The following is a 24,859-nucleotide window of genomic DNA, read 5'->3' as shown; positions in this document are numbered from 1 at the left end:
TCTCGGTCGCGCTTCGCGCGTCCTCGCTCAACGACCCAAGGGGATCACTTGGCGAGGCGGAACCAGTCGTCCGCGACCTTCTCCCACTTGTGGGTGCCGCTCTTGAGCACGATCGGCCAGCCGGCGTTGTTGTTCACGCCGAAGGTGTACGGCGTGCCGATCATCTTGTCGTCGATCGGCTTCATGCTCTTCAGCGCCGCGCTGACGCTGTCCCGGGTGATGTCGCCCTTGATCGACTTCAGCACCTGGATGAAGTGCGTGGCGGCGAGGTAGCCGCCCTGGCTGAACGAGGTCAGCGGGATCTTGTTCTTCGTCATCAGGTCGCGCCAGCCCTTGTTGACGGCGTTGTCGTCGGTGAACGGGTAGAACTCGGCGGGCACGTAGACGCCGGCGCCGGCGTTGTCGACGGCCTGCGCGAAGTTCTCGCTGTAGACGCTGGTCAGCAGCAGCCAGGAGACGTCGTTCCAGCCCTGCGCGTTGGCGGCCTTGATCTGGCCGATCGCGTCCGGCTCGATCGGGTTCACGGCGAGCGCCTTGCAGCCGGCCGCGCGGGCCTTCACGATGTACGGCGTGTAGTCGCTGGCGCCGTAGGGCACCGTGTCGTCGACGTACTTCGGCTTCTTGCCGGTGGCCTTGGTCCACTTGTCGATCGCGGCCTGGTAGGTCGGGCGGGTGGATCCGGCGATCTCCAGCAGCACGCAGATGTCCTGCATGTGCAGCACCTCGGAGCCGTACGTGAGCGTGAGCGTCATGTCGTTGTACGGGCCGACGTTGGCGGGGGAGATGCTCTTGCTGTCGAAGCATCCGGTGTCCACGCCGATGCCGGGGATGGAGAGGATCCCCTCCTGCTCGTAGTACTTCTTGTTCAGGTCGCACTCGATGAGGCTGGCCGAGCCGACCATCGCCACGGCGTTGTCGCTGCCGACGAGCTCGCGGGCGTTCGCCGTGGCGGTGGCGGGGTCGCCCTTGTCGTCGAGCGCCTTGTAGTCGATCTTCCGGCCGTTCAGGCCGCCGTCGGCGTTGAACTGGTCGAACACGGCCTTCGCGGCCTGCGACGCCTCGGGGAAGGTCGCCGGGCCGCTGATCGTGTTGACGGATCCGACGACGATCGGGTCCGAGGAGCCCGATCCGCCGGATCCGCCCGATCCGGAGCAGCCGGCCAGGGCCAGCACGCCCGCGGTCAGCAGCGCTGCTGCGGCGGTGATGCGCTTGTTCATGTGATTCCTGTCTCTCGGGTGACGGGCGGGAGCCCGCAGGGGGTGCAGCTGCCGGGCAGCGGTGCCTGCGCCGGCGGGGAGCTCAGTCGCGGATCGCGCGACCGATCATCTCGGTGTCGGTGAACTGCTCGAAGGCGACGACCTCGCCGTCCTCCAGCCGCCACACGTGGGCGACCCGGGCGGCGAAGAACCGTCCTGTCCTCTTGTGCGTGCCGGAGTAGGTGCCGATCCCGACGACGGTGTCGCCGCCGTCCACGACCTCGTCCACGGCGAGCGTGTAGTCGTCCCAGTCCTCCTGGATCCGCGCGAACACGTTCTCGGCGACGGCCTCGGGGCCGACGTATGTGCCCCCGTAGGGGAACCCGGCCGCCTCGGTCCAGCGCACGCCGGCGCCGAGCGGGGCGAGCATCCCGTCGAGGTCGCCGCGGTCGCTGGCCGCGTAGTGCGCGCGGATGATGTCGGCGTTGGTCATCGTGCTCCTCTGCGGGATCGGGGTGGACGGGTCCACGGCGACCGCGGTCAGACCGGCTGGGCGTCGGGGTACGACACCGAGCCCAGCGGATAGATGTGGCCGCCGGCGCGGGAGTGCTCGGAGGCGCCCGCGCCGTTCAGGCCGAGGAAGATCCCCGTCGTGCGGAGCTGGTAGCCGAGATCGTGCAGCCAGACGCTCGCGACGGCGATCCGGAACTCGCGGAAGCAGAACAGGTACAGGCCGTCCGCGAACTTCCACACGGTCGAGAGGTCCATGTCGCCGTGGCCGCGCTGCACGCCCTCCAGGCACTGCCAGGCGTAGCGCCGGCTGGAGACGTAGACGTGCTCGTACAGGTGGTGCGGGCTGTACCGGTACACGTTGCGCTTGCCGATGAGGTCGCGGCTGGGCCCGGGCACCTCGCCGGTCGCCGCGCCGCCGTCCGTGGTCGCGGCCCAGAACTCCTGCCCGACCTGCGGGGTGCCCTCGACGGGCTCCGCCGCGATGCGGGAGCGGATCACGGTCGCGCGGTGCGTGCGCGTCGAGTACACGATCGTGACGGCCTCGCGCTCGCGGGTCTCGAGCGGAAGGTTGACGAAAACGACGTCCTCGCGCACGGCGACGGCGTCGTACGGGTCGGTGCCGGAGGATCCGAAACCCTCCCAGGCGACGGTGCCGGCACCGAAGCGCAGGGACAGGGTCGCGCCGTCCTCGAGGGTGAGGATCAGGTCGGTGCCGTCGAGGCTCGTCGACGGCAGGCGGTAGGCGTCGATCCCCGCGGCGAACTCGTCATACGTCCGCCACTCGTCGAGCGCCGGATCCACGGCGGGTGCGATCAGTTCATCGGACACGTTCGGGACTCCTTCGACCCAGTCTCCTCGCGGGAATGCGAGGCGTGTGCCCATGCTCGCCGGGGGCGATCCGATGCTCAACGGCGCGGGGCGGATCGCGCGCCGACAGTCAACCGGCGTGCCCGGAGGGGCAAGGGAGGGTCGTCCGGGCGCGCCGCGCCGTCCGACGCGGGCGGCGGAGGGCGCGGATCAGCGCGTGGAGCGGTACTCGCTCGGCGAGACGCCGTACGCGGTCTTGAACGCGCGGCTGAAATGCGCGGCGTCGACGAATCCCCAGCGGGCGGCGATCGCGGCGACGGGACGGTCGGCGAGGACCGGGTCGAGGAGGTCGCGACGGCACTGCTCGAGGCGGCGGGTGCGGATCCAGGTCGACACCGTGGTGCCCTGACCCTGGAACAGGCCGTGCAGGTGCCGCGTGGAGATGAAGTGCGCGGCGGCGATCGAGGACGGGCCGAGGTCCGCGGAGGCGAGATTGCGGTCGATGTGCCCGCGGATGCGCTGCAGGAGCGCGCGATGCGGGTCGGCAGCGGCCTCGTCCAGGCCCAGTTCGCGGGTGAACACCGTGGACACGAGGTCGAGCGCGCTGTGCGCCAGACGCGCGCCGGTGGAGCCCGCCAGCTGATCGAGGTTCGCGGCGAGCTGGCGCAGATAGGGCACGACCATGCCGCCGAGGCCCTCCTGGCCCGAGATCCGCACGGCGGTGAGCTGGCCGATCATGTCGGGAGGCAGGCTCAGCAGATGCTTCGGGAACATCACGACCATGGTGCGGAAGTCCTCGTCGAAGACGAGCGAGTACGGCCGGTCGGTGTCGTAGACCGCGAGGTCGCCGGGGGTGAGCACGGCCTCCCTGTCGTCCTGGATGAGCAGTCCGGTGCCGGCGAGCATGAGGCTGACCTTGAAGTACGACCGGTCGCCGCGCGCGATGAGCTCGGGCGTGCGCTCGACGACGTGCCGGGTCGCGCGCACGTCGGTGACGTGCACCTCGTCGACGGCGGCGCCGCGGATCACGCCGCGGAAGGCGCCGGATCCTTCGCCGCTCACGTGCAGCGGCACGAAGGAGTCCGAGACCGCGGAGCGGAACTCGCTGATGTTCCGCGCGACGAGTGTCGAGACGGACTCGGCGGGGGAGAGGGGGACTCCGGCCACAGCTGATCACCTCGGGTAGGACGGGGGCGTGACGACGTTGTATACGATCCGTTCCGGCATGGTATCACCGGCGCACAGGGGTGTTACGGGGGCGATCCGGGGGTCGGGGTGCGCGGCGCGCGCCCCTCGCCGTGCCTCAATGGCCGCACGCACACGCGTCGCCTCCGCCGCAGCAGGACTCACCGGCGACCGCGTGCGCCTGCGACGACTCCGGCACGTCCATGCCGGGGTTCTGGTCGAGGAACCCGTGCGGGCGGAAGGCGAAGCCGGCGGTGTCGACGGGCATGATGGGCCAGTCCTCGGGCCGCGGGAAGTGGGTGAGCCCGAAGGTGTGCCAGAGCACGAGGTCGGCGCCGTCCGGGCCGTCCAGCGGCGCGTCCCCGGCGGTGTACGCCGGAAGGCCGGATCCGCCCTGGTGCGCGTTCGGGAATCGTCCGGCCGGCCACAGCTCGCCCTCGCGGTGCGCGGTCGCCCACAGGTGCTTGGTCGCGAAGGTCGCGCGCGCGGCGACCGAGGAGGCCGGATCCGCCATCAGCAGCGCGGTCGGCTGCGGGACGAGCTGGTACGCGGTCGGGCGTCCCACGGCGTTGGCGCGCGAGGCGCTCTGCACCTCCCACACCCGGGCGACGGAGGTGTCCGCCTCGCGCCGGGCGGCGGACTCCGAGCCGAGCACGGTCTCCGTCCAGCTGAACGCGTTGCCGAAGGGGTTCTCCGGTCCCATCGGCACGCGCTCGGCGTCGACCTCGACGAGGCGGTTGTCGGATCCGTCGACGGCGACGTCGAGCCGCGCGCAGAACAGGTGCTGGTGCACCGGCGCGAACACCCCGGGCGCGAGCTCGGTGGCGTGGCGCTGCGGGACGCCGGGCTCGCCGGCGCCGACGAACACGATGCCGGTCGCCTTCGCGACGACCTCGATCGTGCCGTCCAGGCCGAAGTTCCAGTAGAAGCCGTAGTCGTAGTTGCCGATCGTGGAGAAGTACGACGCGACGAACTTCCGCGCGCGGCGCACCTCGGACCGGCCCTGCATGTCGGTGTGCTTCCAGAGGATCCCCGCGTCCTCCTCGTGCATGCAGATCACGTTCGGGATCCGCACCGGGTTGCCGCGGTCGTCGGCCACGTGGCCGTCCAGGTAGCGGATCACGCCGAGGCAGTCGCAGCCGAGCTCGAGGTGGTTCGCGTTCTTGCCGAGCAGGTACTCTCCGGCGTCGAAGTAGCTGATCCAGAACCGGCCCGGCGAGGTGTCTCCGTAGGGGACGACCATCTCGGGCACGCTCGCCCGGCTCAGCACGGGTCGGCCGTCGAAGCGCACGTCGTGCAGCACCAGGCCCTCCCGGGCGTTGAAGCTCACCCGCATCGACCAGTTCTCCCACTCGACGAGCGAGCCGGACACGGCGAAGCTCGGGCCGTCCGGCTGGATGATCTCGATCGGCTTGAGGCTGGTGCGGGCCTCGCCCTGCACCTCCGGGTAGTAGTTGCCGTGCCCTGCCGGAACCGGCACGTCGCCGTGGTCCTCGACCCGGATCACGCTGTCCGCGGTGAGGTCGATGTGCACGATGAGGCCCTCGACCGGGTGCGCCCAGGGCGAGTCCAGCTCGTCGTAGCGGAGGAACGTCAGCGAGCGGATCACGCGACGGCCGACCTCGTCGGCGCGGCCGGTGAAGCCCGGCGCGAGCGGCGAGCAGAACGCGAGGTCGATGTGCTCGGCGAGTCCGCGACGCTCCATCGCGGCGCGCCACTCGGGGGAGGCCTTCGCGATCGCCTCGGCACGCTCGTACTCCTCGAACAGGTACTGAGGCTGGCCGTACGGCGGGGCGTCGTTCGGCACGCGCTCGGCGCGGAGCACCTCGCCGCGCGTGACCGAGACGATCACGTCCGTCGCGACGCCGGTCGCCGTGTCGAGCAGGGTCGCATCGACCCGGCGGTCGATCGGCGCGCCCGGCGTCCACGCGGCGAGTTCCTGCCTGGTCGGCTCGTCCGGCAGCAGCATCGGCACCCGCACGGTCTCGCCGAGCAGGCCCGCGGACTCCAGGATCGCGCGGGCTGCGGCGATCTCGGATCCGGTGAGCGGATCCAGGGGGTGCGGTACCGCGATCGCGTCCAGGGTGATCTGCTGCGGGGAGTGGTGGGACATCGTCGACCTCTGCTGCCTTTTTCGAGCGATTGCTCAATAAACGGGTTGGAGCGATCGTACGCCGAACGGGCCGGCGATGCAACGGTCGTGCCGATCCCGTTTCGAGGAGCGGTGCCGGTCGGAAACCGGTCCGCGGGGGCGACGGACGTCACTCCTCCCGGGCGGATGGGAGCGGTCAGGCCCGCCAGGGGGTGACGATCGCGGCGAGCACCGCGAGGTGCGCCTCGGGTCCGACCGGCTCGGCGACCTCGACGACCTGCTGGCCGTAGGTGATCGCGCGGAGCAGCGCGAGCAGATCCTCGCGCGGCGTCCCGGCGCGCAGCTCGCCGTCCGCGACGGCCTCCTCGAGCGCCTCCTCGGTCTCCGAGCGCCAGAGCGGCAGCGTCGGCATCCCGGAGCCCTCGGTCGGGGCGAGCGAGGCCAGTCGTCCCCAGAAGCCGACCACGATGTGCGCTTCGGTGCGGGTGGTCGCATCGATCGGCAGCACCTCGCGCATGAGCGCATCGAGGCGGGCGAGGCCGCGCAGGCCCTCCGTCGCTCGCTGGATGCGCTCCTCGGTGCGCCGGGTGACCTCGGCCGCGGCGGCGCGGATCACGTCGTCGAATCCGTCGAAGTAGTGCCAGAGCGAGCCGACCGCGACTCCCAGTTCGCGCGCGACGGCGCGGGAGTTCACGCCCTCATGGCCATCCCGCGCGGCCACGGCGAGGAGCGCCGCGGCGATGTCGCGGCGGCGGGCGTCGTGATCGACCACGCGGGGCATGCCTCCATCCTGGCGCAGATCTTGATTTTGAGCATATGATCAATAAAACTTCTTCCGTGGCACCCCTGCACGAGACGGCGATGTGGCTGATGATCGGATCCGCGATCACGGCCGCGGTCTGCTGCCTCGGAGCGGGCCGTCTCTCCCGGGGGGCGGCGGTGCCCTGGCAGGGCCGGCAGAGCGCCGTGGTGATGGCTGCCGGCATGGTCCTGCTCTGGGCCGACGGTGCGGACGCGCGGATCGCGCTGCTCGTCGCCGCGGCCGGCCTGTGCTCCGCGATGCTCGGGGCCGCCGGTATCCGGGGCCGCTCGCACGCCGGCGCGTGCTTTCACCGCGCCTTCGGCTGCATCGTGATGACGCTGTGCGCGTTCGCATCGATCGGCGCGGCGCATCCGGCCGCAGGGGGAGTGGCTCCTGGAGTGGCAGTCGGTGGGGCTCACGGCGGACACGGCGGCGCGGTCCCCGCCGGGGTGCTCGCCGCGGCCGGTGTGCTCGTGCTGCTCGTGCTCATGACGGCGGAGCGGGTGCGGCACCGTCCGGCGGGTGCCGCCGGGGTTCGTCTCCTGCTCGAGGCCGAAGGGGCGGCCATGGCGATCTCGCTCATCGCGATGGGGGTCATGGTCGTGCTGTGAGGCGCGGCCCCGGTCCTCGCGAACGCCGCGGTCATGCTTTAGTCTACAGGTGTAGAGTTTCAAGGAGGAGACGTGAGCGCACCGGATCTGCGCGGCGCCGAGGGCGCCGACCCGCGCGGCTACGAGGGCTTCGGCGGCACGATCGCGACGAGATCGTCGCAGTCCCGCCCCTGGTGGCCGAAGCCGGAGCGCGCTCCCGCGGGAGCTCCCAACATCGTCGTCGTGCTCGTCGACGATGTTGGGTTTCAGCGACGTCTCACCCTTCGGCGGCGAGATCGACACGCCGGCGGTCCAGGCGCTCGCGGACGACGGATACCGGTTCAGCAGCTTCCACGCCACCCCGGTCTGCTCGCCCAGCAGAGCAGCCCTGCTCACCGGGGCCAACCCGCATCGGGCGGGCTTCGGGATGGTCGCCCATGCCGACCCGGGATACCCCGGGTTCCGCATGCTGCTGCCGACGACGCTGCCCACGCTCGCCGAGTCCCTGCGCGCGAACGGGTACGCCACGTTCATGGTCGGCAAGTGGCACCTCACTCTGGAGTCGCGCATGCACGACGGCGCCGATCGGGCGTCGTGGCCCGTGCAGCGCGGGTTCGACCACTACTTCGGTTCGATGGACGGCTTCACGACGCTGTACCACCCGCACCGCATCGTGCGGGACAACACCGTCGTCACGGAGCCCTTCCGCGACGACGAGTACCTCACCGACCGTCTGACGGACGAGGCGATCTCGATGATCGACGCGCTGCGTGCCGGCGACGAGACACGCCCGTTCTTCCTCTACTTCGCCCACCACGCGGTGCACGGCCCTGTGCAGGCGAAGCCGGCAGACATCGAGAAGTACCGCGGGATGTACGAGGACGGCTGGGACCGGGTGCGCGCAGACCGGTTCCGCCGGCAGATCGAGATCGGTCTGTTCCCGCCCGGCACACCGATCTCTCCGTCGACCACGGAGAACACCGGAGGCGTTCCGCGCTGGGACGACCTCGACACCGCGTCCAAGGAGCTCTTCGCGCAGCACATGGCCGTGTACGCAGCGGCCGTGGACGGCGTCGATCAATCGCTCGCGCGGCTCGTGGCCCACCTGAAGGAGATCGGAGAGTACGACAACACGATCATCGTCTTCACGAGCGACAACGGCGGCACCGCCGAGGGCGGGCTGCGCGGCACCCGCAGCTACTTCAGCCAGTTCGTGCTCGAGGCCGGGCTGCCGCACGACTGGACCCGGGATGTGGAGCGACCGTTGGACGAGCTCGGCGGGCCCCGGGTGCACGGCCACTATCCGGCCGGGTGGGCGCATGTCTCGAACACCCCGTTCCGGAGCTACAAGACCTCGGTGCACGAGGGGGGCGTGCACACCCCGCTCGTGCTGTCCTGGCCCGCCGGGCTCCGACGGCAGGGCGGCGACGACGGTCTCCGCGAAGGGTTCGCCTACATCACGGATCTGGCGCCCACTCTGCTCGAGCTCGCGGGCGCGCAGCGACCGACCCGCCTGCACGGCGAGCCGGTCGAGGAGGCCGATGGCGTGAGCCTCGTGCCGGTGCTGCGGACAGGACGCGAGGCGGAGGCCCGCGGCGGTCAATACCTCGCGCTCGTCGGGCAGCGCGCGCTCTTCCACGGACGGCACAAGGCCGTCTCTCCCGCCCTGAGGGAGTCCGACGACGACCTGTCGACGTGGCAGCTCTACGACCTCGTCGCCGACCCGGCCGAGACGAACGACATCGCCGATTCGGATCCCGAGCTCGTCGCGGAGCTCGCGGAACGATGGCGGCGCGAGGCGTGGCACAACACCGTCTTCCCCCTCGATGACGACTTCTCGCTGTTCGTCCAGCGCCCGGCGACGGACCTGGAGCGCACCTTGCCGGTCACGATCCGCCTCGGGACTCCCACCCTCGAGCGCTGGCGCTCGGCGCGCCTGACCGCGCTGCGCTCCTTCGTCGTCGAGGCGGAGCTGAACGGAGAGCTCGGCGAAGGCGTGCTGTTCTCGCACGGGGATCAGGGCGGCGGCTACATGCTCTTCGCCGAGGCGGGCGAGCTGGTGCTGTCCTACAACGCCTACGGCGTCATGCACCGCTCGCGAGCGGCTGTTCGCGGATCGGTGCGGCGCGTCACGACCCGCTTCGACGCGCTGCCCGGCTTCCGGTGGGCGATCTCCGTGGCCGTCGACGGGCGGGAGCTCCTCGGCGGGGTGGAGGTGCCGATGATGGTGGGGATGGCGCCGTTCGCCGGGATCAGCATCGGCTTCGACGGCGCGGGTCCGGTCGACTGGGACCTGCATGAGCGGCGCGGCGCGTTCCGCCACTCCGGTTCCCTGCGGTCCGTCCGCTACGTGCCGGGCGCCAAGATCCCCGAGAACCACGAAGTCATGATCGCGATCGACGAGATCAGCGCCCGCCTGCTCGACTGAGTGCGCAGGTCCCCGACGTCACCCGCGTGCGGCGGGGCGAACGGCCGTCCAGGCGACCGCGGCAGCCAGCAAGGACGCGGACGCCATCGTCACCCCCATCGTGATCGCGTTCGTGCCACCCGCGCTCGCGGCCAGCGGCGACACCAGCGGACCGACGAGGAACGTCGACATGCCGAGCATCGCCGAGGCGGTGCCGGCGCGGGCGCCGTGATGCGCGAGCGCGAGCGCGGAGGAGTTCGGCCCGCCCAGACCCGTGCAGAGCATGAACCCGACGAGCGCCGCGACGAATCCCGGCATGCCCGCGCTCAGCAGCGCCAGGATCGCCAGCAGGGCGCAGGCCAGTGCCATCGACGTGACCCCCAGCAGGTACACGCGGAGCGGACCGGCGCGCCGCACGATCGGTCGGCTGATCTGGCTGCCGAGGATGTTGGCCAGGGCTCCGAGCGCGAACGCGGTGCCGAACCCCTGCGGATCCAGCCCGAACTCGTCCTGCAGCACGAAGGAGGTGAGTGAGAGGTACGTGAAGAACGCCACACCTCCGCCGGCACCGGCGCACAGCACGGCGACGAACAGCCGGTCCCGCAGCACGGCGCCGGTATGGGAGCCCAGCTCGCGGATCCCTCCTGCATGTCGTCCGGCGGGGTCCAAGGTCTCCGGAAGTGCGAGCATCACGAGCAGGAGCAGCGTCGCCCCGATGACGGCGAGCACGCCGAACACGCCGCGCCAGTCCATGATCCGCGCCAGCTGCCCGCCCACGACGGGGGCGACCACGGGTGCCGTGCCCGAGACGAGGAACAGATGTGAAAGCATCCGGCTGAGCTCCGCGCCCTGGAACTGGTCGCGCGCGACCGCGAGGCAGATGACGATCCCGGCCGAACCCGCCAGGCCTTGGAGGAACCGGGCGACGAGCAGCAGCTCGATCCCGGGTGCGAGGGCGCAGGCGAGCGACAGGGCGGCGAACGCGGCGACGCCCACGAGCAGCGGCCGGCGACGGCCGAAGCGGTCGCTCAGGGGGCCGGCGACGAGCTGACCGAGGCCGAGGCCGATCATGCACGCCGACATCGTGGCCTGAGCGAGCGCGTCACTCGTGCCCAGAGCGCTCGCGAGCTGCGGCAGCTGCGGCAGGTACAGGTCCATGGACAGCGGGCCGAACGCCTCCAGCAGGCCGAGCACGAGCATCGCGCGCAGCGTGCCCATCCGCGCGACCGGGCCCGCGATCGTCCGGCTCACCCGTCGAGCCGCAGCACGCGGCGCAGCCAGCTCTCCCGTGCGGCGTTCGCGGCCACCGAGACGATCGCGTCGGGCGAGAAGCCGGAGAAGCCGTGGTAACCGCCGGCCCAGACGTGCAGCTCGGCCTGCCCGCCGGTCGCCCAGATGCGCGAGGCGTAGTCGACGGCCTCGTCCCGGAACGTCTCGGCGGCACCGACCTCGATGAACGCGGGCGGCAGGCCGGACAGGTCCTCCGCCCGGGCCGCCGCGGTGTAGGGCGAGACGCGGTCGGTGAAGCGGTCCGCGCCGGCGATCGCGGTCCAGGCGGTGTCGTTGTTGTTGCGGTCCCAGGCGCCGATGCCGTCGTACTGCCGGGCGGAGACGGTCTCGTTGCGGTCGTCGAGCATGGGGCATCCCAGCAGCTGCCCGGCCAGATGCGGGCCCCGCCGATCACGTGCCAGGAGCGCCACCGCGGCGGAGAGGCCTCCGCCCGCACTCTGCCCCGACGCGAGGATGCGCTCCGGATCGATCCCGAGCTGGTCGGCATGCGCGGCCATCCAGACGAGGGCGGCATAGCAGTCCTCGGCCTGCGCGGGGCCAGGGTGCTCGGGTGCGAGCCGGTACTCCACGGCGACGCCGACGACCCCGTGCCGCTCGGCCAGGTCGACGAGCTCCGGCGTGCCGAAGAAGCGCGTGCCGAGCACCATCCCGCCGCCGTGGATCGACAGCACCGCCGGTGCCGGGCCGGGGCGCGGCGACGATGGGCGCACGATCGTGATGTCGACGTCCGGGGCGCCGTCCGGACCGGGGATCGTGCGGTCCTCCCAGGTCACCGCCCTGCCCTCGGCCTGCACGGCCATCGGCGGGACGATCGTCGCGAAGTGCGCTCGGTTGGCGAGGATCGTGCCGGCACGGAGCGGGACGATCTCGACGAGGTCGAGGAAGGCGGCAAGGCCCTCCACGAGCTCCGGATCGTAGGGGACGGGCGGGACGGACCCGGTCGCGCTGCGGCCCGTCGCGGACGTCGCGCCCGTCTCCGTCGTGGCGGCGCCGGTCACGACCGGCCCCAGATCCGGCGCAGCCACGACGCCCTGGCGGCCAGGGCCGCCCGGCTGATCTCGGCCTCGGGCATGTACATGTCGAACCCGTGGGCGCCGCCGGCCCAGACGTGCAGCTCGGCCTGGCCGCCCGCAGCCCAGATCCGGAGGGCGTACTGCGTGTCCTCATCGCGGAACATCTCCGCCGCGCCGACCTCGATGTATGCGGGGGCGAGGCGCGACAGATCGACGGCGTGCGCGGGGGCGGCGTACGCCGACGCCTCGGGGCTGTGCGCGAGCTCCTCGCCGAGCAGGCACGACCAGGCGAGCAGGTTCGCCTCGCGCTGCCAGGTCCCGATCCCGTCGTACTGCCGGCTCGACACCGTCGCGTTCGTGTTGTCCAGCATCGGGCAGAGCAGCAGCTGCCCGGCGATCGGCGGGCCCTGACGGTCGCGCGCGAGCAGCGCCACGCCGGCCGCCAGGCCTCCGCCCGCACTGCCGCCGCCGACGACGATCCGGTCGGGGTCCACGCCGAGTTCGGCGGCGTGCGCGTGCAGCCAGAGAAGCGCGGCGTAGCAGTCGTCGAGGCCGGCGGGCGAGGGGTGCTCGGGGGCGAGCCGGTACTCCACGTTCACCGCGACGACGCCGTGCTCGGCGACGATGTCGACGACGCGGCCGGTCTCCCAGCTGCGGTGCCCGACGATCTGGCCTCCGCCGTGGATGTTCAGGAAGGCCGGGAGGAGGGATCCGGCGTCACCGCGCGGGCGGAAGACGGTCACCTCGACGCCGGGGTCGCCGGCCGGTCCCGGGATGACTCGGTCCTCCCAGTCGATCGGGCGCCCGGAGATCACGGTGTCGTTGTCGGGGAACATGGTCGCGACGCCCTCCCGGGGCAGCGTCTCCCGGGTGAGCGGAGGCTGCGGGTCCGCGGCGAGGGTGTCGAGGACGGCTTGGACCTCGGGATCGAACGGGACAGGGGGGACGGTGGGGTGCCCGGCGGCGGTGAGGGTCATGGCGGGGATCCTTCTGGGTGGGGAGGGACGGCGCAGCGGCCGCGGGTCAGGGTCCTTCTGGATCGACGACGTCGCGGTCGGCCCAGAACGGCGCGACCAGCGTGCGCAGCTCGGCCGGCCCGACGCGGTCGACGAGCGCCGCGGCGTCGAGGTTCGCGCGCAGCTGTGCGACGCCGGACGCCCCGAACAGGGTCGTGGTGAGCGCCGGGTGAGTGAGTGTGAACGCGATCCCGAGCTGCGCCGCGGTCACGCCGAGCGACTCCGCGAGCGCGACGAAGGCGGGGACGTCGTCGATGATCCGCTCGCGGATCCCGCCCGGGTCCCGGCCGATCTGCCGGTCGCCGTTCACCTTTCCGGCGAGCACGCCCCCCTCCAGGCAGTCGGAGGCCTGCAGGGTCAGGCCCTGCTCCCAGAGCCGGGCGAACGGCTCTCCGTCGGGGATCGAGCGGCGCGAGACGCTGTACTTCAGCTGCGCGATCTGCGGGCCGGCGACGCCTTCGGCCGCGGAGATGTCGATGAGCTGCTGGATCGTCGACGCCGACCAGTTGTTCACGCCCCACGCCCGGATCAGCCCGGCCTCGGAGAGCGAGGCGAGGTCGAGCACCAGGTCGCGAAGCTCCAGGTCGTCGCGGCGCAGATCGCCGAGGATGACGAGGTCCGCGTGCTCCGCACCGACCCGGATCAGGGCGTTCTCCAACTGCGGGCGGAAGCCGTCCGCACCGAACGCCTCGAGCCACAGCTTCGACGACAGCAGCCATTCGTGACGACGCAGGCCGGCCGCGCGCACCATGGCGCCGAAGATCACGTCGGTGAAAGCCGGCGGCATGCCGGGCCCGGTGTACACGCCGACGTCGAACAGGTTGACGCCGCGGTCCACGGCCTCGCGCAGCATGGCCGTCGCGTCGCCGAAGTCCATGCGGTCGTAGGTATGCCAGGATCCGAGTGAGAAGAGCGACGCGCGAATGCCGCTCGTGCCGATCTCGCGCTGGGGGAGTGCGGTTGTCGTGGTGTCGTTCATGGGGTCCTCACAGTCGGGGATCGATGACGGCCTTGACCTCGTCGAGGCGGTGCATGTGCGCGATCTTCTCGGACGCCTGGTCGAGGCCGACCGGCACGCTGAACAGGTCGTCCCACGGGAAGCGTTCGGCGAAGGCCTGGAAGAACTCGAGCGAGCGGGCGTAATCGGCGATGTCGCCGTTCAAGGAGCCGACCATGGTCAGTTCCTTGCCCATCACGGTGCTGAGAGGGAAGGGATCCCCGGCGGGGCCGGTGGATCCGACGATCACGACGGTGCCGCGCCGCGCAGCCATCTCGACCGCGTCCGGGCCGACGCCCGGTGCGCCGGCGAAGTCGAACACGTGATCCGCGCCGCGTCCGTCCGTGAGCTCGTGCACCTGCGCGACGACCGGACCGTCGCGGAAATCCACGACAGCGTCTGCGCCGAAGCGCGCGGCGAGCTCGAGTCGGGCCGCGGGGGCGCCGACCGTGATGACCCGGCCGGCGCCGGAGATCCTCGCCACGGCTGTCGCGAAGATCCCGAGCGCGCCCGCGCCCTGTACGACGACCGTGGAACCGGGACGGATCCGGCCGCCGCGCTCGAACGCTCGCAGGACGGTCTTCGCCGCGCAGCCCGCCATCGACGCCCAGGTGTCCTTGACGGCGGCGGGCAGCAGCAGCTTGGCCGCGCCCGGCGTGACATACGCGTATTCCGACAGGCCGGCGGTGGCGAACGGCGGGACGTCGGAGCGCTGGAGGAAGCCGTAGCCGCGCCGCGAGCAGTGCACGGGCTCGCGCAGCACGACGCAGCCATGGCACTCGCCGCAGACCGATTCCGACCAGCCGATCCGGTCGCCGACCCTCAGGTCGCGGCCCAGCGCGTCGACCGTGCCCTGGCCGAGCGTGACGATCTCGCCGACCATCTCATGGCCGAGCACCATCGGCAGCATGCCGGGGAAGGACATCCTGCCCTCCCAGATCTCGATGTCGGTGCCGCACAGGGTCGAGCACGCGATGCGCACGAGCGCCGCGCCGGGCGCGACCTCGGCGGGCAGGGGGAGGTCCTGCAGGACGAGCGGCTGCCCGTGCTCGACGAGCACCGCGGCGCGGGTGGTGGTGGGGAGGGGCATTCGGATCCTTCCGGAGGATGGTGAGGCGGCCTGAAGGACCGCGTCTCGGCGGTCGACGTCAGACGAGCAGCTGGCCGCCGTCGACGGGGACGGAGACACCGGTGATGTGGCTCGCGCCCTCGCCGGCGAGGAAGACGACGAGCGGGGCGACCTGCTCGACCTCGGCGATCGCGCCGAGCGGAATCCGCGCCTCCCAGGCGGCCCTCGCCTGCGGATCCGTCGCGAAGCCGGCGGTCAGCGGGGTCAGGATCGGGCCCGGTGCCACCGCGTTCACGCGGATCCGACGTCCGGAGAGCTCGATCGCGGCCGTGCGCGTCATCGCGTCGACCGCGGCCTTGGTCATCTCGTAGTGGCCCATTCCCGGAGTCGGCTGCCGACTGCCGATCGACGAGGTGTTCACGATCGCGCCGCCGTCGGGCAGGCGCGGGGCGAACTCGCGGAGCATGAGGAACGTGCCTCGGATGTTCACGGCGACCGCGGTGTCGAACACCTCGAGCGGGACCTCCTGCTGGGTGCCGCCGCCGAGCACCACGCCGGCGTTGTTGACGAGCACGTCGATCGTCCCGAGCGCGGCCCCGGCGGCGGCGACGGACGCGGGGTCCGCGATGTCCAGCGCGATCGCGGTGGCGCCGAGTTCCGCAGCCGCGGACTCGGCGCCCTCGGCGTTCACGTCGCCGATGATCACTTCGTCTCCGGCCTCGGCGAAGGCGGCGGCGATGCCTCGGCCGAGTCCGGAGGCTCCTCCGGTGACAAGAATGCGGCGGGGCGAGACGGTCATCCCAGGTCCTCTCTGACGGGTGATTCCCGTTATATTCTACAAGCATAGAAAAAAGCAACCCGGCTTCTCCGGGTCCTCGGTCCGAGTCGAAGGAGTCTCATGTCCGCCCTCACCCGCCCCCGCCGCAACCTCGGCGGACTGGCCGTGCCGCCGCTCGCCCTCGGATCGTGGAACACCTGGGATCGGATGGATCCCGCCGACGCGGTGACGATGATCCGCCGCGCCGTCGAGCTCGACGCGGGCTTCTTCGACGTCGCGTACTACAACATGGGTCCGCACGCGGAGAACGCGCGCACGGACATCCTCTTCGGGACGGCGCTGCGCGAGAGCGGGGTAGCCCGGGATGACGTCGTGCTGTGCGGCAAGCTGTGGCTCTGGGATTGGCCGAACCAGGGCTTCCGGGCCCAGCTCGCGGACAGCCTGGAGCGCGCGGGCCTCGAGCGCTTCGACACCCTCGTCGTCGGCGACTACCTGGACGAGCCGGACATCCCGCGCGTCGTCGCCGACGTGAACGAGCTCATCGACGAGGGCCTCGTCGGCGGATGGGGCATCAACAACTGGCGGATCGGGCACACCCGTGCGGCGCTCGACTCCGCCGCCTCCATGGGCCTCGTCGGCCCGACGTTCGCCCAGCTCAAATACGGGATCGCACGACGGTCGATGGCCGAGGGTGCCTCGTATGCGCCGCTCTTCGCGGACGGCACGCTCGCCCTGCAGGCCTCGGACGTCTTCGAGGGCGGGATCCTGGCCACGGGACTCGCGCCGCAGCGCAAGATCGGAGCCGACGTCGGCGGGATCCGGGACCGGATCCTCGCGCTCTACCCCCGGGTCGCGCACGTCGCCGCGGAGTTCGGGGTCACCCCTGCCGCGCTCGGCATCGCGTTCTGCCTGACGAATCCCGCGATCGCGAACGTGCTCTTCGGCGCCTCGCGCCTGTCCCAGCTCGAGCAGAACCACGCCGCCCTCGCGCTCTCCGCGGCACACGGCGCGGAGCTCCGTACGGCGCTCGCCGGCCTGCAGGCCGACGTCGACGTGCGGGATGACGGGGCGTGGTGAGGCGGCTGGGATCGGCCGCGAGCCCATGCTCCGCGGAGAGGATCCTGCGCTCCCGGTCACCCCGGATGCACTCGGAGACAAGAGCGCAGGGGGGGTCGCGCCGTTTCGTGGAAAAGAGGACTTGCGCTCTTTTTCCACACATGTAGACTAAACGCAACGACACATCGAAGTGACGTCGGCGCGACTCCCCGGAGTGCGACCGAGGGCTCTTCGAACCTTCTTCCCCACCCGCACCCGAGAGAAGGAACCATGAAACGAGTGCCCCTCGCGATCGCCGCGGCCCTGGCTGCGGCCTTCGCCCTCACCAGCTGCTCCGGCGGCGGCACCCCGCAGGCGAGCGACGCCGCCGCCGCGAGCGCGCCGGACGACCTGAACATCGGCAACTTCCTGGATGTCACGTCCTGGGATCCGTCGCTCGCCGACATCGGCTTCGACGGGCCGTACCTGTCCGCCGTGTATGACGCGCTCATCGCGCTCGACAAGGACGGCAAGCCGATTCCCGCCCTCGCGGAGAAGTGGCAGGTCGCCTCCGACGACCTGAGCATCACCCTCACTCTGCACAAGGGTGGCACATTCAGCGACGGCACGCCGGTCGACGCCGATGCGGTGGTGAAGAGCCTCGACTACCTCAAGGCCGGCGCACGCTCCGGCGAGGCGTACACGAACGTGTCGTCCTTCGAGAAGGTCGACGACCGCACCGTCAGGATCAACCTCACCCAGCGCGACGACACCATCCTGTACTTCATGGGACTCGGCCGCAGCTACGTGATGTCGCCCAAGGCGATCGCGGCCGGCACTCTTGGCAAGGCACCGGTGGGCTCCGGACCGTACACGCTCGACGCGGCCAAGAGCGTCGCAGGATCCGAGTACCACTTCACCAAGGTGGCCAACTACTGGGATGCCAAGACCTACGCGTTCAAGAACGTCGCGATCTTCCCGATCCTGGACGCGACGGCTCGGCAGAATGCGATGCAGAGCGGGCAGATCAACGTGCAGTACGGCGATGTCGCGAACAAGGCGCAGGCCCAGCAGCAGGGCTGGAACACTGCGTCCCGTGTCTCCGGCTGGGCAGGCCTGGTGATCACAGACCACACCGGCGCCAAGAACAAGGCCCTGGGCGAACTCAAGGTGCGCCAGGCCCTGAACTATGCGTTCGACGGCGCTGCGATCCTCAAGGCGGTCGGCAACGGTGCGGGCGTGGCGACGACCCAGGTCTTCCCCGACGGCGGTCCGGTCAACGACACGGCGCTGAACAAGAACTACGCCTACAGCGTGGACAAGGCGAAGAAGCTCCTCGCCGACGCCGGCTACGGGAGCGGCTTCGCCATCTCGATGCCGATGTCGCCGATCTTCGAGCAGTGGAAGCCCGCGGCCGAACAGGCGCTGACCGCGATCGGCGTCAAGGTGACCTGGGACAACATGCAGATGCCCGACTACCAGCTGAACGCGCCGAACTACCCGATGTTCATCTCGTTCCTCGCGATGGACGGCAACGATGTGGCCACGGTGGCCCGGCAGGTCACCTCCAAGCAGTGGTTCGACCCCGCGCCCGACTACGCGAGCAACTCGGTGCTGAAGCCGCTCGTGGATAAGGTGCACACGGCGAAGGGCGCCGAGCAGACGGCGGCGGTCAAGGAGCTGAACAAGGCGCTCGTCGATCAGGCCTGGTGGTCTGTCTGGTACCAGGCGGACAACACCTACTACTCGGTCCCCGGTATCAAGGTCCAGCCGGTCATCGGGATGATGTTCCCGACGCTGCGCTACTTCACCAAGGGCTGACGCCCGCACGCGCGACCGGTCGTCGAGCGACGGCAGCCCCGCGGCTCCTCGCTCGACGACCGGATCCTCACCCCTTCCCTTCGAGAGGCCCCCATGCTCCTGTTCACCGCGAAGCGGCTGCTCTCCGGTGTCGTGCTGCTCGTGGCGGTGTCGGTCGCGACGTTCTTCCTCGCGCATCTTGCGATCAAGGACCCGACGGCCGCGCTGCTCGGCACGACGGCGACGCCGGCGCAGCAGGCCGCGCTGGCGACGAAGATCGGCATCGACCGTCCGCTGATCGTGCAGTTCTGGGACTGGTTCTCCCACCTCGTGACAGGCGATTTCGGCACCTCCTGGCGCAACTTCCAGCCGGTCGGCGCTCAGCTCGCCATCAAGATCCCGGTCACGCTGTCGGTCGTGACGTTCGCGACGCTGCTGACCGCAGTGCTCGGAATCGCCTTCGGGATGATCACCGGCCTCCGCCCGGGCACCTGGTTCGACCGGATCCTGAAGGGCGTCTCGGTCGTCCTGTTCGCTTTGCCGGGCTTCTGGGTCAGCCTCGTGCTGGTGCTGTGGTTCGCGGTGCAGCTGAAGTGGTTCCCGGCGGTCGGCTACGTGCAGCCGGCGCAGTCGCTCGACGGCTGGATCCGCTCCCTCACGCTGCCGGCGATCTCCCTCGCGCTCGGCGGCGTGGTCGCCGTGTCGGAGCAGCTGCGCAACGCGGTGATCGCGCAGAGCAGGCAGGACTGGGTGCGCACGCTGCGCAGCCGTGGCCTGTCCCCGGCCCGGGTGAACCTGCACATCCTGCGCAACGCGTCGCCCGCCGCCCTCACGGTCATCGCGCTCATGTTCGTCGGCCTGCTCAGCGGGGCGATCGTCGTCGAGCAGATCTTCAGCCTCCCCGGCATCGGCATGCTCACCAACCAGTCTTCCCAGAACGGCGACATCCCGATGCTGCTGGGCATCACGGTCGTCTCGATCGTCTTCGTCGTGATCGTCAACCTCGTGCTCGACCTCGTGCTCGGCTGGATCAACCCGAAGGTGCGCGTCGCATGACCACGACCGACATCCGCGTCGCCTACGACCGGGCGCGGCAGCGCCGCCGCTCCGGCCTGTTCCGGCGCTTTCTGCGCCACCCCGGCGGGTACCTGCCGCTCGCGCTGTTCCTGCTCATCGTGCTCGCGGGGGTGTCCGCCCCCCTGCTGGCGCCGATGGACCCCAACTTCGTCGACCTCGCCGCCGCCAAGGCGCCGCCCTCCGCCGCGCATCTGCTCGGCGCCGACTCGACCGGACGCGACATCCTCAGCCGCCTCGTGTACGGGACCCGCATCACGATCTGGGGTGCGCTCGTCACGATCGTCACCGCGGTCGTGATCGGCGTGCCGACGGGCGTGGCGGCCGGCTACTTCCGCGGCGGGTTCGACCGGATCGCGATGTGGCTCAGCGACGCACTGCAGTCCATCCCGGGCATGATCATCCTGCTCGTGGTCGCTGCCGGCAGCCGCAACAACTTCGAACTGCTCATGGTCACGCTCGGCGTGTTCATGGTGCCCGGGTACTTCCGGATCGCGCGCTCGCAGACCCTCGCCGTGCGCGAGGAGCCGTACATCGACGCGGCGCGCGTCTCGGGGTTGTCCGACGCGCGGATCATCTCCCGGCACGTGGTCACCGCCGTGTACCCGCCGGTGATCATCCAGACCGCGCTCACCGCAGGCATGGCCATGGGCATGCAGGCGGGCCTGCAGTTCCTCGGCATCGGCGACTCGAACGTGCCGAGCTGGGGCGCGATGATGCTCGAGGGCTTCCGGCTCATGCTCACCTACCCGCTCATGCTGCTGTGGCCGTCGGTGGCCCTCGGGCTCACGATCGCCGCGCTCGCGATCATGGGCTCGACCCTTGCCGAGCTCGCCCAGGTGCGCACGCCCCGGCTGCGGCGCGGCCGCGTCCTCGCGCCCGCGGCCGAGGCGGGCCCGGCCACCGGCACCGTGCGGCACGGCGCAGAGGCCGCGGCGCTGCGGGTGGAGAACCTGCGGGTCAGCCATGCGACCCCGAGCGGGGTGGTCGAGGTCGTGCACGGCGTCACACTCGACGTCGCGCCTGGCGAGGTCGTCGGCATCGTCGGCGAGTCCGGATCCGGCAAGTCCCAGACGATCTTCTCGATCCTGGATCTGCTTCCCGCCAGCGGCGCGAGCTCGGCCGACGCGATCCGGATCGCCGGCCACGACGTCGCGGGCGCCGCCCCGAAGCAGCGTCAAGCGATGCTCGGGCGCGAGCTCGGCTACGTGCCGCAGGAGCCGATGTCCAACCTCGACCCCTCCTACACGATCGGGCATCAGCTCATCGAGCCGCTGCGCCGCGTGCACGGCATGTCGGCCGCCGATGCCAGGGCCAGGGCCCGCGAGGTGCTGCTGCGGGTCGGGCTCGCCGATCCCGAGCGGGTCATGCGCAGCTACCCCCACCAGGTCTCCGGCGGCATGGCGCAGCGCGTGCTCATCGCCGGTGCGATCTCGGGCCGTCCGTCGATCCTCGTCGCCGACGAGCCCACAACCGCCCTCGACGTCACGGTGCAGGCGGAGGTGCTCGAACTGCTCCGCGAGCTGCAGCAGGAGTACGGCATGGCCCTGCTGATCGTCACGCACAACTTCGGCGTCGTCGCCGACATCTGCGACCGCGTGATCGTCATGCGCGGTGGGGCGATCGTCGAACAGGGCGATGTGGATCCGCTGTTCGCCCGTCCGCGGCAGGAGTACACCCGCGAGCTCATCGCGGCGTCGCTCGACGACGCCCCGGGACGCGCGGGGCTGGACGCCGAGGCCGCGCACGCGGTCGGCTCGGCCGAGACGACGGAGGTGTCCGCATGACCGCGCTGCTCGAGGTGCAGGACCTGGTCGTCGAGTACGGCCGAGGCCGCAGCGCCTTCCGCGCCCTGCACGGTGTCTCGATCGACGTGGGGTCGGGAGAGTGCATGGGACTCGTGGGCGAGTCCGGCTCGGGCAAGTCCACTCTCGGCAAGGCCATCCTGGGCCTGGCGCCCGTGACCGGCGGCCGGATCCACTTCGACGGACGGGACATCACGGCGCTCGGCCGCGCCGCGCGGCGCGAGCTCGCGAGGGACGTGCAGGTGGTGTTCCAGGATCCGTACGGATCCCTGAACCCCGCGCTGACGATCGGCGACATCCTCTCCGAGCCGCTGCTGGCCACCGGCCTGGGCAGCCGCGAGGCGCAGTCCCGCGTGCGCGAGATGCTCGACCGGGTGCGTCTGCCCGAGACGGCGATGGACCGCTATCCCAGCGAGTTCTCCGGAGGTCAGCGGCAGCGCATCGCGATCGCCAGGGCTCTGGTGCGCCGGCCGCGCCTCATCGTGTGCGACGAGCCCGTCAGTGCGCTCGACCTCACGACTCAGGCCACGATCCTGGACCTCTTCATAGAGCTGCAGCGGGACACCGGTGTGTCGTATCTGTTCGTGTCCCACGACCTGGGCGTGGTCCGCCGGGTCTGCCATCGCGTCGCGGTGATGTATCGCGGCGAGATCGTGGAGACCGGCGAGGGCGAGCAGATCACCCGGGCACCCCGGCATCCGTATTCCGAGCGGCTGCGACTGGCATCGCCGGTCGCCGACCCTGCCACGCAGAGGGCACGGCGCGCGGAATGGCTGGCACTGCGCGAGGCCGCGGATGCCCCGGTACGGTAGCAGGCAGCGATCCAGCGCGTGCACACCCTGCGGCGCGGGACGTGCGGAGCGCAGGATCGTCTGGGCGGAAGGAACCCATGCCGAAGATCATCGATCACGATCAGCGTCGTCGCGAGATCGTCGAGGTCGCCAAGGGAATCATTCTCAAGGGCGGTTTCGAGGCGGCGACCATGCGCAGCATCGCCTCGGAGGCGGGCTTCGCGAACGGAGCGCTGAAGCACTACTTCCCTGGCAAGGAGAGCATCGTCGCGGCGACATTCGAGACGATCCTCGCGCAGATCTCCGAAGGGATCCAGGAGGCCGGATCCGCTCCGGAGTCCGCCGAGGCCGCCCTGCGCGGGTTCCTCGATGCCACGATCCCCGGCGATCCGGAGCAGATCGCGGCGGGACGCGTGCTGCTGGCGCTCTGGGAGTACGCGATGTCGAACGAGGCGCTCGCGGAGCTGTACCGGAGTCACCTGAGCTCCTGGCGGGTGCAGCTCGTGGAGCGCATGGAGGCGGCCAGCGACGAGGGCGCGATCCGCGCACAGGACTTCGTCCCGTTCGCGAACGAGTTCATCTCCGCCGCGGTCGGCGCGACCGTGATCAACCTCATGTACCCGGACGGCGAGCGCATCGTCGAGTACCGGGGCTACATCGACCAGTTCCTCGCGCGGCTGCGCTGAGCCCGTTCCGGGTCGCCGCCGCGCCTCAGCGAGAGGAGGGCGCCCGATGACCGGAGCTCCCGAGACCGCCCTGTCCGTCCGCCGCCGCGAGGGATCCGGCAGGCCGATCCTGTTCCTGCACGGGCTCGCCTCGCGCGCCGGGGTCGATTGGCCGGACTCCGAGTGGGCTCCGGCTGAACGGCCGCACGTGCTCGTCGACCTCCCCGCGCACGGCGACAGCCCCGAGGTCGGCGTGCTGCCGACCTCCGCGGTCGTCGACCTGCTCGCCGAGACGGTCGCGGGGGAGGAGATCGACCTCGTCGGGTACTCCCTGGGCGCCCGGCTCGGATGGGCCCTCGCCACGCATCCGCGGATGCGCGTGCGCCGTGTCGTGCTCGGGGGGCTCAGCCCGGTCGAGCCCTTCACCCTGGTCGACCTGCCCGGCGCGCGCGCGGCGCTCGCCTGCGGCGAGGCGCCGACGGATCCGATCACAGCCATGATCCTCGGGATGGCGATGCTGCCCGGCAACCGCCCCGCCGCTCTGCTGGACCTCGTCGAAGGACTCGCCTCCGAGCCCTTCGACCCGGCGGCGGACGCGCCCACGCAGCCGACGCTGCTCGTCGGAGGGGTCGAGGATCCGATGGCACAGGGGGTCGAAGCGCTCGCCGCCACCGCGCCCTTCTCTCGCGTGCAGCGGGTGCCCGGCGACCATCTCGCGGCCCTGCACACCCCCGAGTTCCGCGCCGCCGTCCTCGCCTTCCTCGCCGCGGATTGATGCGGCGCTGCGCCGACGAGGTGAAACCTTCAGCTTTAATTCCAACATACGTAGACAATACGAAAGGCACGACATGACGAACACCTCCGACGCCACGCGGATCCTGGACATTGCCACCGGCTACATGGCGTCGCAGCAGCTCTTCGAGGCGAGCCGGATCGGCCTGTTCGCCGCGGTCGCCGACGGCGCCGACACCGTCCCGGCGATCGCGGCCCGCACGGGCGTGAGTCCGCGCATCGCGCGCATCCTCGCCGACGGCATGGCCGGGCTGGGGCTGATGACGCGCGCCGACGGTCGCTACCTCCTCGCGGACGACGCCGCCGCGTATCTCGTCGGCGACGCCTCGGTGCTCGATCTCGCGCCGTTCCTCACCTTCCTCGGCGGGATCAGCTACCCGCACTGGCTCCAGTTCGCACGCACGGTCGACACCACGGAGCCGGGCGACCTGCAGATGGACGACGCCCGTTGGGGCACGTTCATGTCCGGCGTGATGACATACAACACCCTGCACGCGCAGGAGTTCGGCAGACGAGTCGACCTTGCGGGCGCGACGAACGCCCTCGACTTCGGCGGGCTCTCCGCCGACTTCGCGCTCGAGGCCATGGCGCGCAATCCCGAGCTGCGCACGACATTCCTCTACGCCCCCGGCTTCGAGGACGGCGTGGCGGAGGCCGTCGCGGCGGCGGGGTTCGCGGATCGCACGACCGTCCAGACCGGTGACACCGCGACCTCGCAGCCGGAGGGCTCCTACGACCTCGTGCTCGCCAACCACGTGATCCACCGCTTCTCGGCCGAGGAGAACGCGCAGATCTTCCGACGCCTGCGTGCGGCCGCGGCCCCCGGCGCCACTCTGACCGTGCTGGACTTCTTCCTCGACGGCGACGCCGACCAGCGGCGCATCGACGCGCTGCACGCGGGCGAGTACCTCGTGATCGACGGCACGATCGTCCACCCCGAGGCCGAGGTGCGCGGCTGGCTGGCCGACGCCGGCTGGGACGTGCGCGAGCGGATCGACCTTCCGGCGAGCCCGCGCGTGCTCGTTGCCACGGCCGTCTGATCCAGTTGCCGTGACGAGATGCCGTTCCCGGCGACCGACCGGGAACGGCGTCTTGTTCTGCGGGGAGCGCTCGGCGAGGCAGCGGGCGCCCGACGGTCCGCG

The 24,859-nt window shown here is 71.0% G+C and carries 22 protein-coding genes; 10 read left to right on the top strand and 12 right to left on the bottom strand.

Annotation, left to right across the window (positions count from 1 at the left end):
* Positions 1-44: 44 nt before the first annotated feature.
* The 6 genes from RBR11_RS11725 to RBR11_RS11700 form a co-directional block, all read right to left on the bottom strand.
* Positions 45-1,217: an ABC transporter substrate-binding protein gene (locus RBR11_RS11725; protein ID WP_308489525.1), complete on the bottom strand. Its 1,173-nt coding sequence runs from the start codon at positions 1,215-1,217 to the stop codon at positions 45-47.
* An 82-nt stretch (positions 1,218-1,299) separates the two neighbouring features.
* Complete coding sequence (locus RBR11_RS11720; protein WP_308489524.1) at positions 1,300-1,689, bottom strand: nuclear transport factor 2 family protein; 390 nt, start codon at positions 1,687-1,689, stop codon at positions 1,300-1,302.
* Positions 1,690-1,736: 47 nt separating this feature from the next.
* Positions 1,737-2,537 carry a MoaF C-terminal domain-containing protein gene (locus tag RBR11_RS11715; protein WP_308489523.1) on the bottom strand — a complete coding sequence of 267 codons (801 nt, stop codon included), beginning with the start codon at positions 2,535-2,537 and terminating at the stop codon, positions 1,737-1,739.
* Positions 2,538-2,726: 189 nt separating this feature from the next.
* Positions 2,727-3,683: an AraC-like ligand-binding domain-containing protein gene (locus tag RBR11_RS11710; RefSeq protein WP_308489522.1), complete on the bottom strand. Its 957-nt coding sequence runs from the start codon at positions 3,681-3,683 to the stop codon at positions 2,727-2,729.
* Positions 3,684-3,819: 136 nt separating this feature from the next.
* Positions 3,820-5,814, bottom strand: coding sequence for a primary-amine oxidase (locus RBR11_RS11705; protein WP_308489521.1), 1,995 nt, complete (start codon positions 5,812-5,814; stop codon positions 3,820-3,822).
* Positions 5,815-5,989: 175 nt separating this feature from the next.
* Entirely contained in the window at positions 5,990-6,574 is a 585-nt protein-coding gene (locus tag RBR11_RS11700) for a TetR/AcrR family transcriptional regulator (RefSeq protein ID WP_308489520.1), read from the bottom strand.
* Between the two features lie 56 nt (positions 6,575-6,630).
* On the opposite strand from RBR11_RS11700, the gene RBR11_RS11695 reads away from it, so the two are divergent.
* Both RBR11_RS11695 and RBR11_RS11690 read left to right on the top strand, forming a co-directional pair.
* Positions 6,631-7,206 (top strand): hypothetical protein, encoded by a 576-nt coding sequence (locus RBR11_RS11695; RefSeq protein ID WP_308489519.1) that lies wholly within the window; start codon positions 6,631-6,633, stop codon positions 7,204-7,206.
* A gap of 235 nt (positions 7,207-7,441) precedes the next feature.
* Positions 7,442-9,613 carry an arylsulfatase gene (locus tag RBR11_RS11690; RefSeq protein ID WP_308489518.1) on the top strand — a complete coding sequence of 724 codons (2,172 nt, stop codon included), beginning with the start codon at positions 7,442-7,444 and terminating at the stop codon, positions 9,611-9,613.
* Between the two features lie 18 nt (positions 9,614-9,631).
* Here RBR11_RS11690 and RBR11_RS11685 read toward each other — a convergent pair whose 3' ends face one another.
* The 6 genes from RBR11_RS11685 to RBR11_RS11660 all read right to left on the bottom strand — a co-directional run bounded on the left by RBR11_RS11685 (position 9,632) and on the right by RBR11_RS11660 (position 15,776).
* Positions 9,632-10,843 carry a multidrug effflux MFS transporter gene (locus RBR11_RS11685; RefSeq protein WP_308489517.1) on the bottom strand — a complete coding sequence of 404 codons (1,212 nt, stop codon included), beginning with the start codon at positions 10,841-10,843 and terminating at the stop codon, positions 9,632-9,634.
* On the bottom strand, positions 10,840-11,784 hold the full coding sequence (locus tag RBR11_RS11680; protein WP_308489658.1) for an alpha/beta hydrolase: 945 nt from the start codon (positions 11,782-11,784) through the stop codon (positions 10,840-10,842). The genes RBR11_RS11685 and RBR11_RS11680 overlap by 4 nt, the downstream gene beginning before the upstream one ends.
* 92 nt (positions 11,785-11,876) lie before the next feature.
* The gene (locus tag RBR11_RS11675; protein WP_308489516.1) at positions 11,877-12,872 is read right to left on the bottom strand and encodes an alpha/beta hydrolase; all 996 of its coding nucleotides are present in this window, start codon (positions 12,870-12,872) and stop codon (positions 11,877-11,879) included.
* A 46-nt stretch (positions 12,873-12,918) separates the two neighbouring features.
* On the bottom strand, positions 12,919-13,890 hold the full coding sequence (locus tag RBR11_RS11670; RefSeq protein ID WP_308489515.1) for an aldo/keto reductase: 972 nt from the start codon (positions 13,888-13,890) through the stop codon (positions 12,919-12,921).
* Between the two features lie 7 nt (positions 13,891-13,897).
* Positions 13,898-14,998 carry a zinc-binding dehydrogenase gene (locus RBR11_RS11665; protein WP_308489514.1) on the bottom strand — a complete coding sequence of 367 codons (1,101 nt, stop codon included), beginning with the start codon at positions 14,996-14,998 and terminating at the stop codon, positions 13,898-13,900.
* A 58-nt stretch (positions 14,999-15,056) separates the two neighbouring features.
* Positions 15,057-15,776 carry an SDR family NAD(P)-dependent oxidoreductase gene (locus RBR11_RS11660; RefSeq protein ID WP_308489513.1) on the bottom strand — a complete coding sequence of 240 codons (720 nt, stop codon included), beginning with the start codon at positions 15,774-15,776 and terminating at the stop codon, positions 15,057-15,059.
* A 99-nt stretch (positions 15,777-15,875) separates the two neighbouring features.
* On the opposite strand from RBR11_RS11660, the gene RBR11_RS11655 reads away from it, so the two are divergent.
* From RBR11_RS11655 to RBR11_RS11620, 8 genes are all read left to right on the top strand, one after another.
* A complete protein-coding gene (locus tag RBR11_RS11655) occupies positions 15,876-16,832 on the top strand; it encodes an aldo/keto reductase (protein WP_308489512.1) in 957 nt (318 codons plus the stop codon).
* 249 nt (positions 16,833-17,081) lie between these two features.
* Positions 17,082-18,611 (top strand): ABC transporter substrate-binding protein, encoded by a 1,530-nt coding sequence (locus RBR11_RS11650; RefSeq protein ID WP_308489511.1) that lies wholly within the window; start codon positions 17,082-17,084, stop codon positions 18,609-18,611.
* Between the two features lie 93 nt (positions 18,612-18,704).
* The gene (locus RBR11_RS11645; RefSeq protein WP_308489510.1) at positions 18,705-19,646 is read left to right on the top strand and encodes an ABC transporter permease; all 942 of its coding nucleotides are present in this window, start codon (positions 18,705-18,707) and stop codon (positions 19,644-19,646) included.
* Entirely contained in the window at positions 19,643-21,451 is a 1,809-nt protein-coding gene (locus RBR11_RS11640; protein WP_308489509.1) for a dipeptide/oligopeptide/nickel ABC transporter permease/ATP-binding protein, read from the top strand. The genes RBR11_RS11645 and RBR11_RS11640 overlap by 4 nt, the downstream gene beginning before the upstream one ends.
* Complete coding sequence (locus tag RBR11_RS11635; protein WP_308489508.1) at positions 21,448-22,281, top strand: ATP-binding cassette domain-containing protein; 834 nt, start codon at positions 21,448-21,450, stop codon at positions 22,279-22,281. Before RBR11_RS11640 ends, RBR11_RS11635 begins: the two co-directional genes overlap by 4 nt.
* 77 nt (positions 22,282-22,358) lie before the next feature.
* Positions 22,359-22,946, top strand: coding sequence for a TetR/AcrR family transcriptional regulator (locus tag RBR11_RS11630; protein WP_308489507.1), 588 nt, complete (start codon positions 22,359-22,361; stop codon positions 22,944-22,946).
* A 46-nt stretch (positions 22,947-22,992) separates the two neighbouring features.
* Positions 22,993-23,700, top strand: a complete 708-nt coding sequence (locus tag RBR11_RS11625) for an alpha/beta fold hydrolase (RefSeq protein WP_308489506.1) — start codon at positions 22,993-22,995, stop codon at positions 23,698-23,700.
* Between the two features lie 73 nt (positions 23,701-23,773).
* A complete protein-coding gene (locus RBR11_RS11620) occupies positions 23,774-24,757 on the top strand; it encodes a methyltransferase (RefSeq protein ID WP_308489505.1) in 984 nt (327 codons plus the stop codon).
* The last annotated feature ends 102 nt before the right edge of the window (positions 24,758-24,859 follow it).

Origin of the sequence: Microbacterium capsulatum (assembly GCF_030865425.1) — a bacterium.
GTDB lineage: Bacteria > Actinomycetota > Actinomycetes > Actinomycetales > Microbacteriaceae > Microbacterium > Microbacterium capsulatum.
Note: the sequence above shows the minus strand (reverse complement) of the source record. Positions and strands in the feature narration are given on the sequence as shown.

Excerpts from the sequence above, each read along its gene's own strand:
- RBR11_RS11725 (WP_308489525.1), bottom strand. The coding sequence starts at position 1,217 with ATGAACAAGCGCATCACCGCCGCAGCAGCGCTGCTGACCGCGGGCGTG.
- RBR11_RS11720 (WP_308489524.1), bottom strand. The coding sequence starts at position 1,689 with ATGACCAACGCCGACATCATCCGCGCGCACTACGCGGCCAGCGACCGC.
- RBR11_RS11705 (WP_308489521.1), bottom strand. The coding sequence starts at position 5,814 with ATGTCCCACCACTCCCCGCAGCAGATCACCCTGGACGCGATCGCGGTA.
- RBR11_RS11700 (WP_308489520.1), bottom strand. The coding sequence starts at position 6,574 with ATGCCCCGCGTGGTCGATCACGACGCCCGCCGCCGCGACATCGCCGCG.
- RBR11_RS11690 (WP_308489518.1), top strand. The coding sequence starts at position 7,442 with ATGTTGGGTTTCAGCGACGTCTCACCCTTCGGCGGCGAGATCGACACG.
- RBR11_RS11675 (WP_308489516.1), bottom strand. The coding sequence starts at position 12,872 with ATGACCCTCACCGCCGCCGGGCACCCCACCGTCCCCCCTGTCCCGTTC.
- RBR11_RS11670 (WP_308489515.1), bottom strand. The coding sequence starts at position 13,890 with ATGAACGACACCACGACAACCGCACTCCCCCAGCGCGAGATCGGCACG.
- RBR11_RS11665 (WP_308489514.1), bottom strand. The coding sequence starts at position 14,998 with ATGCCCCTCCCCACCACCACCCGCGCCGCGGTGCTCGTCGAGCACGGG.
- RBR11_RS11660 (WP_308489513.1), bottom strand. The coding sequence starts at position 15,776 with ATGACCGTCTCGCCCCGCCGCATTCTTGTCACCGGAGGAGCCTCCGGA.
- RBR11_RS11655 (WP_308489512.1), top strand. The coding sequence starts at position 15,876 with ATGTCCGCCCTCACCCGCCCCCGCCGCAACCTCGGCGGACTGGCCGTG.
- RBR11_RS11650 (WP_308489511.1), top strand. The coding sequence starts at position 17,082 with ATGAAACGAGTGCCCCTCGCGATCGCCGCGGCCCTGGCTGCGGCCTTC.
- RBR11_RS11645 (WP_308489510.1), top strand. The coding sequence starts at position 18,705 with ATGCTCCTGTTCACCGCGAAGCGGCTGCTCTCCGGTGTCGTGCTGCTC.
- RBR11_RS11640 (WP_308489509.1), top strand. The coding sequence starts at position 19,643 with ATGACCACGACCGACATCCGCGTCGCCTACGACCGGGCGCGGCAGCGC.
- RBR11_RS11635 (WP_308489508.1), top strand. The coding sequence starts at position 21,448 with ATGACCGCGCTGCTCGAGGTGCAGGACCTGGTCGTCGAGTACGGCCGA.
- RBR11_RS11630 (WP_308489507.1), top strand. The coding sequence starts at position 22,359 with ATGCCGAAGATCATCGATCACGATCAGCGTCGTCGCGAGATCGTCGAG.
- RBR11_RS11625 (WP_308489506.1), top strand. The coding sequence starts at position 22,993 with ATGACCGGAGCTCCCGAGACCGCCCTGTCCGTCCGCCGCCGCGAGGGA.
- RBR11_RS11620 (WP_308489505.1), top strand. The coding sequence starts at position 23,774 with ATGACGAACACCTCCGACGCCACGCGGATCCTGGACATTGCCACCGGC.